This window comes from Corynebacterium sp. 21KM1197, assembly GCF_033783015.1.
Classification (GTDB): Bacteria; Actinomycetota; Actinomycetes; order Mycobacteriales; family Mycobacteriaceae; genus Corynebacterium.
Genome location: NZ_CP123907.1, coordinates 1,964,703 through 1,980,912 on the forward strand (window position 1 = coordinate 1,964,703; position 16,210 = coordinate 1,980,912).

Annotated in this window: 11 protein-coding genes and 2 pseudogenes; 2 read left to right on the forward strand and 11 right to left on the reverse strand. The window is 65.4% G+C overall.

The window, feature by feature from the left end:
• Positions 1-74: 74 nt before the first annotated feature.
• The 3 genes and pseudogenes from OLW90_RS09565 to OLW90_RS09575 all read right to left on the reverse strand — a co-directional run bounded on the left by OLW90_RS09565 (position 75) and on the right by OLW90_RS09575 (position 3,459).
• Entirely contained in the window at positions 75-854 is a 780-nt protein-coding gene (locus OLW90_RS09565) for a MerR family transcriptional regulator (RefSeq protein WP_319649864.1), read from the reverse strand.
• 525 nt (positions 855-1,379) lie between these two features.
• Positions 1,380-1,631: pseudogene (locus tag OLW90_RS09570) on the reverse strand (HigA family addiction module antitoxin); the annotation flags it as partial.
• A gap of 91 nt (positions 1,632-1,722) precedes the next feature.
• Complete coding sequence (locus tag OLW90_RS09575) at positions 1,723-3,459, reverse strand: pyruvate dehydrogenase (protein ID WP_319649865.1); 1,737 nt, start codon at positions 3,457-3,459, stop codon at positions 1,723-1,725.
• Positions 3,460-3,641: 182 nt separating this feature from the next.
• Between OLW90_RS09575 and OLW90_RS09580 the strand changes: the two genes are divergently transcribed.
• Positions 3,642-5,078, forward strand: coding sequence for an MFS transporter (locus OLW90_RS09580; protein WP_319649867.1), 1,437 nt, complete (start codon positions 3,642-3,644; stop codon positions 5,076-5,078).
• A gap of 61 nt (positions 5,079-5,139) precedes the next feature.
• Here OLW90_RS09580 and OLW90_RS09585 read toward each other — a convergent pair.
• Positions 5,140-6,463 (reverse strand): annotated as a pseudogene (locus OLW90_RS09585) (C1 family peptidase).
• Positions 6,464-6,488: 25 nt separating this feature from the next.
• Positions 6,489-7,790, reverse strand: a complete 1,302-nt coding sequence (locus OLW90_RS09590) for a C1 family peptidase (RefSeq protein ID WP_319649868.1) — start codon at positions 7,788-7,790, stop codon at positions 6,489-6,491.
• Positions 7,791-7,855: 65 nt separating this feature from the next.
• Here OLW90_RS09590 and OLW90_RS09595 point away from each other — a divergent pair, with 65 nt between their 5' ends.
• Complete coding sequence (locus tag OLW90_RS09595) at positions 7,856-9,082, forward strand: MFS transporter (protein WP_319649869.1); 1,227 nt, start codon at positions 7,856-7,858, stop codon at positions 9,080-9,082.
• Here the strand turns inward: OLW90_RS09595 and OLW90_RS09600 are convergent.
• The 6 genes from OLW90_RS09600 to OLW90_RS09625 all read right to left on the reverse strand — a co-directional run bounded on the left by OLW90_RS09600 (position 9,053) and on the right by OLW90_RS09625 (position 16,064).
• On the reverse strand, positions 9,053-10,231 hold the full coding sequence (locus OLW90_RS09600; protein ID WP_319649870.1) for a type II toxin-antitoxin system HipA family toxin: 1,179 nt from the start codon (positions 10,229-10,231) through the stop codon (positions 9,053-9,055). The two genes, OLW90_RS09595 and OLW90_RS09600, sit on opposite strands and share 30 nt — an antisense overlap.
• The gene (locus tag OLW90_RS09605) at positions 10,228-10,440 is read right to left on the reverse strand and encodes a helix-turn-helix domain-containing protein (RefSeq protein WP_319649871.1); all 213 of its coding nucleotides are present in this window, start codon (positions 10,438-10,440) and stop codon (positions 10,228-10,230) included. The genes OLW90_RS09600 and OLW90_RS09605 overlap by 4 nt, the downstream gene beginning before the upstream one ends.
• A gap of 114 nt (positions 10,441-10,554) precedes the next feature.
• Positions 10,555-11,355 (reverse strand): heme ABC transporter ATP-binding protein, encoded by an 801-nt coding sequence (locus OLW90_RS09610; RefSeq protein ID WP_319649872.1) that lies wholly within the window; start codon positions 11,353-11,355, stop codon positions 10,555-10,557.
• Complete coding sequence (locus tag OLW90_RS09615) at positions 11,352-12,392, reverse strand: iron ABC transporter permease (RefSeq protein ID WP_319651874.1); 1,041 nt, start codon at positions 12,390-12,392, stop codon at positions 11,352-11,354. Before OLW90_RS09615 ends, OLW90_RS09610 begins: the two co-directional genes overlap by 4 nt.
• An 80-nt stretch (positions 12,393-12,472) precedes the next feature.
• Positions 12,473-13,585 (reverse strand): heme/hemin ABC transporter substrate-binding protein, encoded by a 1,113-nt coding sequence (locus OLW90_RS09620; RefSeq protein WP_319649873.1) that lies wholly within the window; start codon positions 13,583-13,585, stop codon positions 12,473-12,475.
• Complete coding sequence (locus OLW90_RS09625) at positions 13,575-16,064, reverse strand: HtaA domain-containing protein (RefSeq protein WP_319649874.1); 2,490 nt, start codon at positions 16,062-16,064, stop codon at positions 13,575-13,577. Before OLW90_RS09625 ends, OLW90_RS09620 begins: the two co-directional genes overlap by 11 nt.
• Between the last annotated feature and the right edge of the window lie 146 nt (positions 16,065-16,210).

Consider the following 16,210-nt stretch of genomic DNA (forward strand, 5'->3'; position numbering starts at 1 on the left):
GAAAACTCACGGTTCCCTCGCCACCTTATCCCAGCAACGTCGCGTCGCGCGGCACAATCCCCCAAAAGGGGTGACTAGCGCCACTGAACATCGTCCAGATTCACGCCCTCCTTGGTCGCTCGGGCCTCCACCAGTTCGCGCAGGTACCCGCGGCGCTCCCCATAACTCTCCGCAAAACGCTCATCGGCCACATACATGCGGGCCAGGATCACTTGCTTGCTCGGGGAGGCCTCGTACCAGCGCGAAATCTCGGCCCGATGCCCCAGCGCCAGCGCGTCCCCCTCTGGGGAGCCGGGTGCGACGCCGCGCCCGGCGGCGTCGGCAAGCGCCTCACGGAACGCCGCCGCCTCGGCCGCGACGTCCTCCCAATCTTCGCCGGACATCTCCCCCATTCGCTCGCGGGACTGCTCCCACTCGGGGGTATCGCCCCAACGCTCCTGAGCCTCGGCCCGGTATTTGGACCACTGCTCACGCCATTTCTTCGCCTTTTCTTCCACGCTCATCGTGGCTTCTCCTTCCAGAATCTCATCGACCACGCGGATCATTCCGCGCAGGCGAGCGATCTTTCCCACCAGGACTTTCCGCTGCCGTTTAAGATGCGCGCGGCGCGTGCCGGGGGTATCAATCAACTCCCCGATCTGCGCCAGCGGCACCCCGGCCTCCCGATACACCAGGATCTGCAAGCCGCGCTCGACGTCCCCCTCGGTGTACAGGCGGTAATCTCCCAGGGTGCGCCACTGTGGTGCCAGCAAGCCCACGGCCTCCCAATGCCGCAGTGTGCGCGGGGTAACGCCGAGGAGGTCGGCCGCCTGGCCGATGGTGTATTCGGGGTGCTCGCCGGTGGTATCGCTCACGGGAATGATCCTGGTGTTTGACGTCGCGTAAAGGTCAAGGGCGCAGGTCTTGGGTGAACGCCATGAGGGCCGATACCTGCAATACCGAGCTCGCCTCCATCTTCCCGACTCCTCCCATCAGGCCACAGCCTCGCGCTAAGATACCTTTTGCCAGGAAACCTCCTGGCTCCTCCTGGTGGTGCGATAAGTCTCCACCACCTGGCGGAGGCACGCACCCCACCAGGGAAGCACCTTCGACTGTCAGGGAGGAGGTGAGACGAATGGCCCGCCATCGACGCGAAAGCGAAGATAAAAGGAACCGCCGCCGGAGTAGCAGCTCCGTACAACGGTTCCTTAGGAAGGCTGAGTATCAACGTGATCGCACGGTTAATCGCTGAAACGATCATGAGGCTGCTCAGCTAGTCTCACGAAAGTCCCCGCTTACCCTTTACCGTGAGCGGGGGCTTTCGCCTTTAACGACAGTCTGGGTGGGCTGTCATCACAGAGCATACCCCATCCGGTAGCCGCTGGACCCCACCACAGTTCTTAGAGCGCTCGGTAGGGACGAATAGCACCAGTATCCACCCGCGCCCGCGCTTCCGCGAGATCGTAATTTAACTGCAAATTAAGCCAAAACTGCGCCTCCATGCCAAAGTATGCCTCAAGCCGCAAAACCATATCAGCGGTCAGGCGATAGTCACCCTTTAGGAGGTCGGAAACCATCGTTTCGGATACCCGGAGATCCTCCGCCAAGCGCTGAGCACTAATACCTAGAGGAATAAGCATTTCCTCCTCAAGCCACTCCCCTGGCTACGGGTGACTATTAGTAATAAGCCCTCACTCCGTTATCCTCTTCAGCCCACACCACAGCACCGGGCCACCGGCCGCCTTAGGGCCTCGGAATATTCCGCAGGTTCGAGCGCGCCATCGTAATCATGGAGCCCACGCCACCACCGAACACGGTGCGGGTGGCGGCCTTGGAGAAGCCCATGAGCATCTCCCAGGTGATGTTCGGCGGAATGGACAGAGCGTTGGGGTCGGTCACCATGTCCACCAACACGGGGCCGTCGTAGGCCAATGCCTCCTGGATTCCGGCGCGGAGTTGCTTGGGGTCCTCAATCCGAATGGACTGAATGCCCACGCCCTGCGCGATCTTGGCGTAATCCACCTGATCGTGATCGGTCTCATATTCCGGCATGCCCTGCACGAGCATTTCCAGTTTCACCATGCCCAGGGAGGAATTATTAAACACAAAGATCTTGATGGGCAGATCATGTTGCTTCACGGTAATGAGTTCGCCCATGAGCATGCTGAGGCCGCCATCGCCGCTGAAGGTCACCACCTGGCGGTTGCGGTCGGCGGATTGTGCGCCGATGGCCTGCGGCAGGGCATTAGCCATGGTGCCGTGACGGTAGGAGCCCATGTCCACGCGCTGCCCGTTGGGGGTGAGGTAGCGCGCGGCCCACACGTTGCTCATGCCGGTGTCCACGGTGAAGATGGCGTCCTGGGCGGCGAGTTCGTCGATGAGCGAGGCCGCGTATTCCGGGTGGATGGGCGTGTGGTTTTCCACGTTGTGCGTGTACGCCGCAACCACGTCCTCTAGGGCCTTGGCATGCTTTTTCAGCATCTTATCCAGGAAGGAGCGGTTCTTCTTTTCCGCCACGTGGGGCAGGATATTCTCGATCACCGCACCGGCGTCGCCCACCACCGGGTATTTGATGGTGGTGCGCCGCCCGATGTGGGAGCCGTCAATGTCGATCTGCGCCACGTTCTTGGCGGGCAGGAAGTCGTTATAGGGGAAGTCGGTGCCGATGAGAATGAGCAGATCGGCCTCGTGCGAGGCCTCATGGCAGGCGCCGTACCCCAGCAGGCCGGACATGCCCACATCAAAGGGATTGTCGTATTGAATGTAGTGCTTGCCGCCAAAGGCGTGCCCGATGGGGGCCTTGATCTTCTCCGCCAGGGCCAGCACCTGTTCACGCGCGTCCTTGATGCCCGCGCCCACAAAAAGAGTCACCGATGACGCCTCATTAATTGCCCGCACCAGGGCGGCGGCCTCGCGCTGATCGGGGTAGGCCACGGGGCGGCCGGTGGCGATCACCGAATCAATAATGCGGGTATCCTCCACGTCCTCGGCAGCGAGGTCGCCGGGGATCACCAGCACGGATACGCCCTTGCCGCTCATGGTGGATTGGATGGCGTGGTGGGTAATCACCGCGCCCTGGTCCGCGGAGTTCACCATCTCGCAGTACCCGGAGCATTCCTGGAAGATCTGCTGCGGGTGAGTCTCCTGGAAGAAGTGGGAGCCGATCTGCCGGGAGGGAATGTGGCTGGCCAGCGCCAGCACCTTGGCCCCGTTGCGGTGGGAATCATAAAGGCCCTGGATCAGGTGGGTATTGCCCGGCCCGCAGGAGCCGGCGCAGACCGCCAGGTCGCCGGTGATAAGGGATTCCGCCCCGGCGGCAAAGGCCGCGGCTTCCTCGTTGCGCACGTGTACCCATTCGATGGAGGAATCGCGCACCGCGTCCACGATGGGGTTGAGGGAATCCCCCACCACGCCGTAAATGCGCTGCACGCCCTGCTTTTCCAGGGCGTGCACCAGAACCTCCGCATAATTCTTTGCCATTCTTGCCTCCTCGCTCCCGGAAGCCTCACGAGCCAGCATCCGACGCCGCGACGTCGATAAGCACAGCCGCGCACCACCCGTGAGATCGCTTCCGTTTTAGTTTGCTTGTGTGGATATGTCCCCCAGTATGCCCCGGAGTTCCCGCGCGTGCCAGGGCCTCACATTAGGTACAGTATTGCTCCATGCAGTACCCCTCCCCCACCGCTACCACGCCCCGGCAGCGCTGGACTTTCCTCGCGGTCATTAGCGCCGGGCTCTTCCTTATCAGCATGGATAACTCCGTGCTTTTTACCGCTCTGCCGCAACTGGAAGCGCAGTTGCACACCACCGAGCTGCAAGCGCTGTGGGTGATTAACGCCTACCCCCTCGTGCTTAGCGGCCTGTTGCTGGGCACCGGCACCCTGGGGGATCGGATCGGGCACCGCCGCATGTTCCTCACCGGCATGGCGATCTTCCTCATCGGTTCCCTCGCCGCCGCGTTTTCCCCCACCGCCTGGGCGCTCATCGCCGCCCGCGCCGTGCTGGGCCTGGGCGCGGCCACCATGATGCCCGCCACCCTGGCGCTCATTCGCGTGACGTTCCTCGACGAGCGCGAACTAAGCACCGCCATCGGCATCTGGGGGTCCATCGCCGTGGTGGGCGCGGCCGCCGGGCCGGTGATCGGTGGGCTGCTGCTGGAGCACTTCTGGTGGGGCTCGGTGTTCCTCATCAACATTCCGGTGGGCATTATCGCGTTCATCGCCACCGTACTCCTAGCACCGCCGAATATGCCCAACCCCGCCGCGCACTGGGACGCCCTCTCCTCCCTGCTCGCGCTGCTCGCCGTCTCCGGGTTGGTGATGGCTATTAAGGAGGCCGCGCACACCCCGCGCCAGTGGTGGCTGCTCGGCGCGGCGTGCGCGGTGTCGCTCGTGGCCGGGGCGCTCTTCGCGCGGCGCCAGCGGCACCTTGCCGAACCCCTGCTGACCATGGATATTTTCCGCAGCCGCATGTTCACCGGTGGCGTGCTCGCGGCGGCGGGTGCCATGTTCTGCCTCGCCGGAATATCGCTGATGACCACCCAGCGCTTCCAAAACATCGCCGGATACAGCCCGCTTCAGGCAGGGCTGGTGGTGGCGCTTGCGGCCATTTCCGCCCTGCCCTTCTCCATTCTCGGCGGGGCGAACCTGCACCGCCTGGGCTTCCGCACGCTCATTAGCGGCGGGTTTAGCCTCATCGCGGCGGCGGTGCTCCTCACGGCCTGGGCATTCTCCGCCGGTTCCATGCCGATCTTCCTGGTGGGCACGGCGCTCATGGGCGCGGGCGCGGGATCGGTGATGTCCGTATCCTCCGTAGCCATCATCGGCTCGGCACCCCGCGAGCGCGCGGGCATGGCCTCCAGCGTGGAGGAGGTCTCCTACGAGTTCGGCAGCCTACTCTCCGTGGCGATCCTGGGCAGCATCTTTCCCCTGTTCCTCGCCGCGTTCACCGGCACCGGCGCGGAGCACGCGCAGGCCTATGACCACGCCTACCTCATGATTCTCTGCCTCATCGCGGCGGTGGGCGCGCTTAGCGCGGCCGTCACCGCCTGGTGCTTCCGGGGCAACCCGCGCAGCACCCGGTACGGTTCCGCGCACTAAGCGTTGCCGCTTATCGACGCCTCCGGGTATAGGGCTCACGGGGCGTCGATAAGCGATCTTTTTAGCGGCGCGCCAGGGCACCCATCGGGTCCCAGGCGGGCAGCGCAATCGGCTCTAGGTCGCGCGCCGCCAATACCTCCTCGGGCAGGAAACGCGGGGGGAACGGCGATCTCGAACACGTAGGGATCGAACCAGGAATCGTCCATCGTCCAAAAACCCTTGTCCGCGTTCTCCTCGCCCCAGGAGTTTTCCACCCGCCACCGGCGCGGGTTGCCCTGCTCGTCTAGGTCCACGCCGGTGAGCACCATCGCGTGCTCCATGAGGAATTCCCCGGTCCGCAGGCGCTCCGCCTTGGTCAGCCCCATGTTCACGCCGTACACGGCCTCGTAGTCGTAGAGGTCGGCAGCCCAAAAGCCGGTTTCCTTATCCCCCTGGCGAGTGGTCTCGCAGCCAAACCACACGGGCAGCCCCTCCGCCACGGCCTGCGCGGCGGCCTTCTTGAGCACCCCCATCGGGGCGTTCAGGTACGTCACCGCTCCCGAGCCCACCACGTTGCCCAGGTGCTCCACGGTATAGCGCGCGTGATAATCGTGGCGGGGATCATTGACCACGCACACGTACTCCCCCAGGTCCTCCGGCAGGTAACGCTGGGCGAAATCGCGCGGGGTCACCTCCCCCTCGCGGTGGAACTGCCCCTCCTTATCCCGGTACTGCCAAACGAACTTCTCCGGCGGAGTCCCCAGGTGAATGGTGAGGATCGTGTACACATCGGCCAGCACCTCCTCGCGGATCTGCACGGCCGCAGAATCGGCATCGACACCCTGGGCATCGCTCGGCACCTCGCGCAGGCGCAGGGCTCCCCGGCGCAGCACGGAGAGCAGATCTCGGTTCAGCTTCGCGGTATGCGAGCTGGAATGAGTCTCCGGCATGGCGTACTTGGGCACCACGCCGTACTTTTCCACCACGGAGACAAACATGTTCCACTGCCCGCCGTCCTCCAGAGGAGTGGCGAGCAGGTGGGAGACGGTGCGATCGTCCAGGGGACGCTCGCGCAGATCGAACATCGCGGAGAGGAAGTAATTGGCCTTTTCCAACTTGTCATAAAAGTGGATATACGGCTGAGAGAACTCAAAGTCCTTGATCTTGTGCCGCGCCATCACCGCGCCGCGCAGGGAATTAAGCCCGGCAAAAATCCAGCACCTCCCCGAGCGCTTTTGATCCGCCACCGCCCAATCGTCCACCTTGTGCGATACCGAGGTGTCCAGGGCGGTGACCGCCCGCCTATTGAGCGCAATGCGATCAATATCCGTGCCCGCCACCATATTCCCAACCAGGCGCGCGGCGGTATCGGCGGCAATATCGCGGTTCCACTGTGCATAATCCATGATGTTTCCCCTTATATATTCCCGCTTAGGCCATTGCGTCCCACACCGGCAGCACCACCGGCTCCGCGTTCAGCGCCGCGCGCAGGTGCTCCGGCACGAACTGCGGGCGCACCGCCACGGCAAAAACGTTCTCATCGAACCACGCCTGGGACATCACCCCGTACCCCTTATCCGCCGCCTCGTTCTTGGCGCTCTGGTGCTTCTCACCCCAGGAGTTCTCCACCCGCCACCGCGCCGGAGAATCGTCATAGCCGCTGAGCACCATCGCGTGCGTAAGCACGGACTCCCAAGTCTCCATGCGCTGCGCCTTGGTCATGGCGGTATCCACGCCGTAGAGTGCGTCGCGCTCCAGCAGGTTCGCGTCCCACACCCCCATGTCCCGGTGGAACTGGCGGTTCACGTCGCAGGCAAACCACACCGGCTCCTCCGCCCGCACACTATCGACGGCCGCCCGGGTGACGTCGGAAAGCTCCGCGTTGAGGTACGTGAACAGCGAGGTGCCCGGCACGCTCGTCTGGGTATCAATGGCGTAACGCACCCCCGTCTCGCGCTGCGGGCGAGGATCGTGGCCCAGCACCACGTACTCTCCCAGGTCGGCGGGTAGGTAACGCTGGGCGAACTCGCGCGGGGTCACCTCCCCCTCGCGGTGGAACTGCCCCTCCTTATCCCGGTATTGCCAGGCGAACTTCTCCGGGGGCACGCCCAGGTGAATGACGAGGATCCGGTGTACATCGCGCAGAACCTCCTCCTTGGTGGTACTCCCCTCCCGCAGGCGCAGGGCACCCCGACGCAGCACCGTGTTCACCGCCCGACGCAGGTGCGCGGTGTGGGAACTGGAATGAGTCTCCGGCATGGCATACTTGGGCACCGCGCCGTAGCGCTCCACCAGGTGCACCACGTAATTCCACTCCCCGCCGTCCCCCACCGGGGCTTGGAGCAGGGCGTGGGCGCGGCGATCATCGAGGTCGTCCCTGTGCTCCGCGATGGCGTCCAGGAAAACCTCCGCCTTGCCCAGGAGGTCATAGAACTGTAGGTAGGCCTCCGAGAACTCAAAGTCCTGCACGCCCAAATCCCGGGCGATCCGGTGGCGGAACACGTTGAGGGCCGCAAACATCCAGCAGCGGCCGGATTGCTTTTGATCCGTGACCTTGAGGGAATCGAGCTTGGTTTCCGGGGCCGCGTTCAGCGCCGCCACCGCGCGGCGATCCAGGGCCACCTCATCGACGTCGGTGGTGGTCACGGCATTGGTGGCCATGCGCACCTGCGGGGTATCGGCGGTTTCGCGCAAGCGTGCGAGATCCTGCGGGGTCAAGGTGAAATCAGCCATGCGCCTGAAGATAGCAGAACCTGTGGGTGGTTGAGGTCACAGGAAAGAGGGTTAGCATGGGTGCCATGAATTTATGGCTGGGGGAGGTTGCCGCCGCGATGCGCGTCTTAAAACGCATATGGCCGTTCCTGCTCGCCCAGGTTTTCACCTCAGCCGGGGTAGGGCTCAACCTCACCGTGGCCGCGCTGGCCGCCGCCGCGGTGACCGGGAACGATAGCCTCGGCGGACTCGCCCAAACCAGCACCATCATCGGCGCCACCCTCATCACGGCTCTCAGTACCGCACTCACCCGCGCACGAAGGCGCCTGGTGGCCCTGCGCTGTTCCCTTGGCCTCGCCGTGATCGGCTCGCTCCTATGCGGCCTCGCGGTCAGTGCCTCCGACGCGCTGCAATGGACGCTCTTTGTGGGCCTATTCCTCCTCGGCGGCGGTACCGTGAGCGCTCTTCTCTCCCGCTTCGCCGCCGCCGATAAGGTCACCGATCCTGCCCACGCCTCCACCGCCATCAGCGCCGTGCTCTTTGGTTCCGCTATTGGTTCTGCCGTGGGCCCGCAGGCATACGGCTGGATTATGCGCCTCACCGATTCCCCCATGCCACTGGTTTTCCTGTGCTCGGCCGCTATCTTTGCACTGGGACTTATACCGCTTCTCCGGGAGAAAACCTCCGCACCGGCAGACTCCCCTTACCGTGGCGGGGCTGGAAAAGCACCGCTGCGCTGGCGGCCCGCCTATACCTCAATCTTTCTCATTGGCGTATTCAGTCATGCCACAATGGTGAGCCTCATGGCTATGGCTCCCCTTCATACGGATAAGGAGTTTGGCCCCAGCGGTACCAGCCTGATCATGACGGCGCACCTACTGGGAATGTACGCTCTGGGCCCAGTGGTGAGCGTGGCCATTCGGAAACTCGGCTTTCCCGTGGTTCTGTGCGCCGGGGCCACCGTGTTTGGGGCTTCCTATCTCGCCTTGATTTTCGCCCCGGGAAGCCTCCCCGTCTTTGTTGCCGGGCTCTTTGGCGTGGGTTTTGGCTGGTCCATCGGCATGATCTCCGCTTCCACCCTGGCCGCCACCATCGCAGACTCCCACCACAGAATCACGCTCCAAGGCAGGCTGGATATGAGCATCAATATCGCGGCGGGGCTCAGTTCCATCGTCTCCGGGATAGCAGTAGCCCAGTGGGGATACTCGGCGCTTGCCGCCTCGAACGCCCTCCTGTTATTGGGCGTGCTGGGCACCGCCGCCGTGCTGTGGCGGAAACGTCATTTAAGCAAACCGTATTTTGCGCCGTTCTAGTTCCCGCAGCGCACCGTGCAGAGGTGATCCGCTCAGCGGCAAACTCGAAAGATCAATCTTTGATGCCACGCGGAGAACCTGCTCATTCGCACTGGCGGCCGCAGCGGGAGAAAGCCCGATGGAGTCCGCAAATTCCACCCAGTGCTGCCTTTTAAGGTTTCTACTTTTACCCGCCAGTGGAAGCGCTAACGTCATGTCACGGTACAGCGCAGTGCAGGGAATGTCATACATCGGAGCCACGCTCCATTTACCGCTCTTGCTCTCCACAATGGAAAGATTCTTGGCATGTAAATCACCATTCCCGGTGAGCCAGGCAAAAAGAAACTGCATATAAAGGTTTCTCGTGGCCACCACGGGTGAGTTTGTTTTAGCCGCTAGGGCACGCACTACTCGTTCACTTTCCACCGAGTATTTCGCTGCCGGAAGCAGGTCCAACACCTGCGCGGCGTCCTCTAACCCGTTCCTCACCACGGCACCGCCAGGAGCAACCAAACGATCAAACCGACGCACCAGCAGTCCCGGCCGACCGTTCTTATCGCGTATCACCTGGTGATGAGCCACAGGAATCCCCAGGTGACGCGCATGACTAAGATGTAAGGCCTCATTGAACACGAGGTGAGGGTGCTCCGGTGGATCAAGTTTCAGGATGGAGTACGCACCCTGCCGACCCACCGGAGTATTGACCATCGAGGCGGAGGCCTTTTCCTGCACACCTGGCAAACCATATTGATCCACCATCTCCGCGACGTCCCGGAAATCTATTTCTCCAGGTAACCCTGAAATAAGTGGTTCTGGAGTACCCGGCCCCTCCCCAGCTGGCACAATCTGAACATCGCCGGGAGTATCCTCCCCGATGGCAAGGAGCAGAGTGAGTTCATCGTCCAGCGAGGTTTTTGCAACACGCCGCAACACGCTGAGGCGATGCCCCTCGGGCAACAGCCCCGAAAAGAACGCAGGCACACCACCTCCCGGCCCGAACACGGGTTCCGTGCTCATAGGCAACGTAGAGGCCACCGGCGGACCCTCGTATTCCGAGAGGTAGAAAAAGGAGATTTCGCCGTTATCTCCGCGTTCCAAGGTCGCGGCGCGTCGCCCTTTCTTATACACGTCCGCCGCCCGCACGAATCTCAGTTGCGCAATATCCCTCATTCCACGATCTCCACCCGCATACCCAGCACCCCGGCCACGGTAAGCACGGCGTGCAGCCCGGCGGTGCCGGTTCCCTTTTCAATGTCGCGCACGGTGCGGTCGGACAGTCCCGATAGTTCCGCCAATTGCTGTTGAGTGAGCATGTATTCCTTGCGTACGGCGCGGATAGCGGCCCCGATTTTTCGGGCTTCCTCGCGTGCGTCGATCATGGTGCTTCCATCATAATTTTCGGAAAGATCCTTCCGAAAGGGACCTTCTCACCGCTCACACTACCCCACCAAAGCCCATTTCGGAAGAATCTTTCCGCCACACTGAAACCACACTCACTCCCCCGCGGGCATCGGCGGGAACTCCACCCCCGCCGTCGCGGCGGGCCTAATCCACAGCCCCGCCCCCGGAACCCTATCCACCGCCACCGGCCACTGATACACCTCGCTGAGACGTTCGGCGGTGCATACCTCCTCGGGCGTGCCCACGGCGGCCAGATGGCCGTCGTGAAGCAAAGCCAGGCGGTCGCAGAATCGGGAGGCCGCGCCCAGGTCGTGCAGCACCACGATCACCGCCACCCCCGCAGCGGCCAGGTGCCGCGCCAGGTGCAGGGTGTGCTCCTGGTAGCCCACGTCCATCGCGGCGGTGGGTTCGTCGAGGAGCACGCAGCGCGCCTGCTGCGCGATCACGCGGGCCAGGGCCACCCGCGCCCGCTCCCCGCCGGAGAGCGTGGTGATGTCTCTTTCCTGTAATTCGTGCAGGTTGAGCACCCCGAGCGCGTACTCGATGATCTCCCGATCCCGCTGCGGTTCCCGGGGCCAAGGGGTGCGGCCCAGGGCCACCACGTCGCGCACGAGGTGAGCAAAGGAAACGGCAGTGTCCTGCGTCATGACCGCCCGCAGGCGCGCGGCCTCGCGCGGGCGGTACTCGCCGTAGGGTCTGCCCGCCAGCAGCACCTCCCCGACGGCCGTGGCGTGATCGCCCGCCAGGGCGGCCAGCAGCGTGGACTTCCCCGCCCCGTTGGGGCCGATGAGGCCCAGTACCTCGCCGGGGTGGACTTCCAGGGAGACGTCGCTTAGTAATTCCTTGCCGCGTATCCGCACGCTGATGCCGCGCGCCGCTAGAACCGGGGTCATGCGTGGCCCCCTCGGCGCAGGCTGCGGCGCAGCAACAGGAAGAACGTGGGCCCGCCTACCAGGGCGGTGAATACCCCGATGGGCAGATCGGCAAAGGGAATGAGGGTGCGCGCCGCCAAATCGGAGAGCGTGACCAGCACGCCGCCGCCCAGGCAGGAAAGGCCCATGAGCCAGCCGTGGGAGGGGCCCACCGCCTGGCGCAGAATGTGCGGCACGATGAGTCCCACGAAGCCAATCACCCCGGCAAAGGCCACGGCAGAGGCCGCAAGCGCGGTGGAGAGCCCCACGATGAGCACACGGGTGAGCCCTACGTTGAGGCCCACGTGCTCGGCGGCGCGCTCCCCCAGGCTCAGCACGTCCAGGCGACCCGCGATCAGGCAGGCCACCACCACGCACGCCACGATGGGGGCGGCCACGGTGCCCACGTGCGACCACAGCGCGCCGTTGAGGGAACCCATCTGCCAGAAGATGATCTGCTCGCGCGCAGAGGTGGGGGCCAGGAAGATCAGAATGGAGATCGCCGCCCCGGCCACCGCGTTCACCGCGATGCCCGTGAGGATCAGGGTGACCACCCGCACCTCCCCGTCAAAGGAGGCCAGGCGGTACACCGCCACGGCGGTGAGCAGGCCGGTGATAAAGGCCAGGAGCGGAATGGTGGCCAGCCCGGCAAAACTCAGGCCAAAGACGATCCCGGCGGCCGCCCCCACCCCGGCCCCGGAGGTCACCCCGATCACGGAGGGCTCGGCCAGGGGATTGCCAAAAAGCCCCTGGAGCAGGGTTCCCGCCACCGCCAGGGCGGCCCCCACCAGCAGGCCCAGCACGATGCGCGGCAGGCGAATCTGCCAGATCACGCTGGTGGATAGTTCCTGCCCTCCGGGCCCCGCCAGCAGGGCCTGGCCCACCTCCGCGAGCGGGAGGCTAAATTGCCCCAGCGCGAGGTTGGCCACCAGGGACACCACCAGGGCGGCCGTCAGCACGGCCAGGGTGATGAGGCGGGCGCGGGCACGCCGCGCCAGGGCCGAGCCTCCCCGGCCCATACTTTGCGACGCCTCCCCTCCCCCGGATTGCTTCCGAGGCACCGCAAGCGCGCGCGGCGACTCGCCGGTGTCCCCCGAACTCACTGATTCGCCCCCGCGTCCTCACCCAGGTACACGGCCTGAGCCGCGCGCACCAGGGAGAGCCCGGCCTGCGGCCCCATCGAGATGGCCTCGGAGTCAGGAAGCGAGACAATGCGACGGTTCTTCCCCGCCTCCGTCTGCGCCACGCCGGGGCGCGCCAGCAACCCCTCCACGCCGCCCACGGATTCCAGTCCCTTTTCCATCACCACGATCACCTCGGGGTTGAGTTCCGCCAGGGACTCCGCGTTGGCGGGCTTGACGTCCACGATCCCGGCCTCGCTGGCCACGTCGCGCCCGCCCAGGGCCTCGATCATGCCGTCGGCACCGCTGCCCTGGCCCAGGATGAAAAACACCCCGCCGTTGCCGCGCATGTAGAGGTAGGCCATGCGCAGGCGATCATCGCCATAAGGGGCGAGGTCGCTGACCTCCGTGCTGGCCTGCTCCATCTGGGCGCGGGTGCGCTCGGCGAGGGCCTTGCCCTCCTCGCGCACGCCCAAGGCTCCGGCCACCAGGGTGATGTCATCCTCCAGGGAATCGCGGTTACGCCGTGGATCAAGCACGGCCACGGGCACCCCGGCATCGCGGATCTGCTGGATCACCTCGGGCGGGCCCACGGACTCGTCCACGAGCACCACGCTGGGGCGCAATTGCAGTATGGCCTCCGCGTTGAGGCTGTGGCCGCTCTCGGTGACCACGGGAAGATCGGCCAGGGCCGGTTCCTCGGAGGAAACCGTGCGCCCCACGATGTTCTCGCCCAGGCCCAATCCGCTCACGGTGCGCGAGAGCGTGCCATACATGTCCAGGGCGAGGATTCGGGAGACGTCGGTGACCTCCACGGGGGTTCCGGTGGCGTCGCTAAAGCTCACCGGAAGTTGCGGCTGGGCGGCCTCGGTGACCGGCTCGATGTCTCCCACCGGCTGCGCGGAGGAGGGCCCCTGGAGGGTGTGCGGGTCCGGGGCGTCGCCGCGCGCGGGAAGTTGTTCCACGGCGTTGGTGGCCCCGTCCGTAGCGTTCTGGGTGTTCTCCGCCGAGGTGCCGCAGGCGCTGAGTCCCAGGCCGCTGAGGGACGCTACCAGTCCCAGGGTGATGAGCGTGGTTGCCTTATGCTTCATAATCGCCTTCCGTTTTCTTTGCCGCCCTGCGGCCCGTCAAGAGGTACACGCCCAGGCCCGCCAGGCCGAGCACCATCACCGCCAGAGAGGGCGGGGTCATGGGGTTTTCCGCCAGCGCCACCGCCGCGCTGCGCGGCGCTGCCTGCTTGCTGTCCAGCAGGCTCGTGCGCGAGCCGGAACGCGCGGCATCCATCTCCAGGGGCACCGCCGCCTCCGTGGTCTCCGTGCTTTGTTCCTGATTCTTTTCCAGCGCCGCGATGTCCTCCTTGGAGAGGGGCTTGGCTCCCGTCCCGGCGCTCTTCGCGGCCTCCGCGCCGGTCACGGCCCCGCAACTCGCGCTGCCGGAGAGCGCGGCCTTGAAACTCACCGGGGCCATCTCCGTGCCCGCCGGGTAGAAATCACCCAGGGCCGTGGCCCCGGCCTGCGTGAGGGAGGCCGCGGCGGTGCCGTCCAGCACATCCGCGTTCACGCTGGTATTTACCGCCAGCTCAGCCACCGCAATGCGGCCGTAGTTCACGGCGTTGCCCTCGGTATCGTTCGAGGTCACCTCCGCGATCAGGGTTCCGGCCCCACCCGCAAACTGAATCTCGGGATTGGCGATGGTGGTGTTGAGCACCCCATCGTGCCCATAGAACGTCACCGATCCGCCGTGGCTGATGGTGCCGCGCGCCGCCGAGGTATCCACCGCCCCCTGGCTTCCGCTAAACACAAAGGCACCGCCGGATTCCGTGGCTCCGCTTAGCCGCCACCCGCCGTGCGCAATCGGCCCGCGCACATAGGTGCGGAAGGAATCCTTCACGCCCCAGCCCAGGCGCGCGTCCGAGACCGCCCGCGTCGCCCCCTCATCGCAGGTTCCGCCGTTGCTTATCGACGCCCCCTGGCCGTTATTTCCCGTATTACCCGGGGCAGCCGGTGCGCTCGCGCCCCGCGCCGGTGCCGCGACGTCGAGCGCGGGTCGCCCCTGGCCGGAGGGTGCGGAGGGTGCGGCCTGCTGGCCACCCGGCGCGGTACCGGCATCCTGCGCCCCGGAAGAGGCGGGCGTGCTGGCCGCGTATTCGCTCAGCCCCTCGCCGGAGCCGCACTCGGCCGCGCCGCTCACCGCCAGGGTCACGTCCAGGGGATCGGCCTGGTTATTGCCCTCGCCGTAGTTGCCGCCAAAGGCCCGGTTCCCCTCGGCGGTGATGTATCCCCCGCCGCTCAGGCGCACCTCGCCGGAGGCCAGGGCCTCCTGAGTGATGGAGCTATCCAGGGTGAACTCCGCGATCACCGCCTGAGTTCCGGTTTCCTGGCCGGTGACCTTGGCCCCGGCGGTGGGGCGGTTCACGGTATTGGACGTGAAATCCGCGATGAACTGCGCCTGGTTGCCGCGCACCTTCACGCTCATCGCGCTCAGTTCAATCTTGAGCAGCCCCAGGTGTCCGTGCAGGCTCAGGCTGCCCGCCAGGGGAATATCCGCGCCCTCCGGGGTCACGGTGGCCTGGCCCTGCGGGGAGCTAAAGGCAAATTGCCCGTCCGCGCCGCCCTGGGAGCCCCGGTATTCCACCCCGTTGAGGTCCCAGCCGCCCAGGGCGATGGGCCCGGTGAGGTAGTTGCGGAAGGACTGCTTGATCCCCCAGCCCGCGGACGCCGAGGTGACCTCGGCGCACTCGGTAGAGGTCGGCGGAGTCACCCCGGTGGCGGGGCGCTGCGGCTCGGGAGCCGAGGGTTCCGCGGGGGCTGCGGGGGCTGTGGGCTGCGCCGCTGGCTGCCCCGGTGCCTGCGCCAGCGCCACCGAGGTATCCACCCCCGCGCACTCGCCTTCGCCCGGCGCGGTGCTCAACCGCAGGGTGGCGGTATCCCCCTCGTTATTGCCCTCCCCGTAATTGCCACCCAGGGCCTGGTTGGCCTCCTCCGTGAGCCGGGTGGCGGCGGTGAGCGTGGCGGTGCCGTCGGAAGCAAGGGCCTGGGAGAGCGGCTGATCCAGGCTGAGCGTGGCCAGCGGCACGCGCTCCCCGCTGCCGCCGCCGAAGCCCAGCACGCTGGAGAGCAGCGCCGGGGAATCGCTGCCCATGCGGCCCACGATCTGCCCCTGGGTGCCGCGAATCTGCACCTCCAGGTCGCTCATGGTGATGTTGAGTGCGCCGAAGTGCCCATGCAGGCGCACCGCCCCGCTCAGGGGAATATCGGCATCATCACCGCTGAGCGTGGCGCGCTCGGTATCGGCGTTAAACCGGAAGGCACCGTCGCCGCCCTTCTCCTCCCCGTGGAACTCCGCCCCGTCGAGTTCCCAGCCGCCCATCGCTATGGGCCCGGCGAGGTAGTTGCGGAAGGACTGCTTGATCCCCCAATCCAGGCTACCGGCCGTCAGGCCTCGACATTCCTGGGCCTGCGCCACCGGCACTATCGACGCCACCGGCCCCAACACCGGAGCGGATACGAGGCTCAGACCGGCAACGGCCACCGAGGCCGCCAGTGCTTTCCAGGGCGGGGCGGAGCGCATATCTTCAGGTTCCTCTCAACAATCCGTGGCCTCACCTTTTAAGGGAAACCTTAGTAAGGGAACACTACCCCGCCCATACGCACCGCGTAAAGCATACTTTTTACTGCCCCCGCCGCACCTATCACCCCCAAAACTACCTCCGCCGC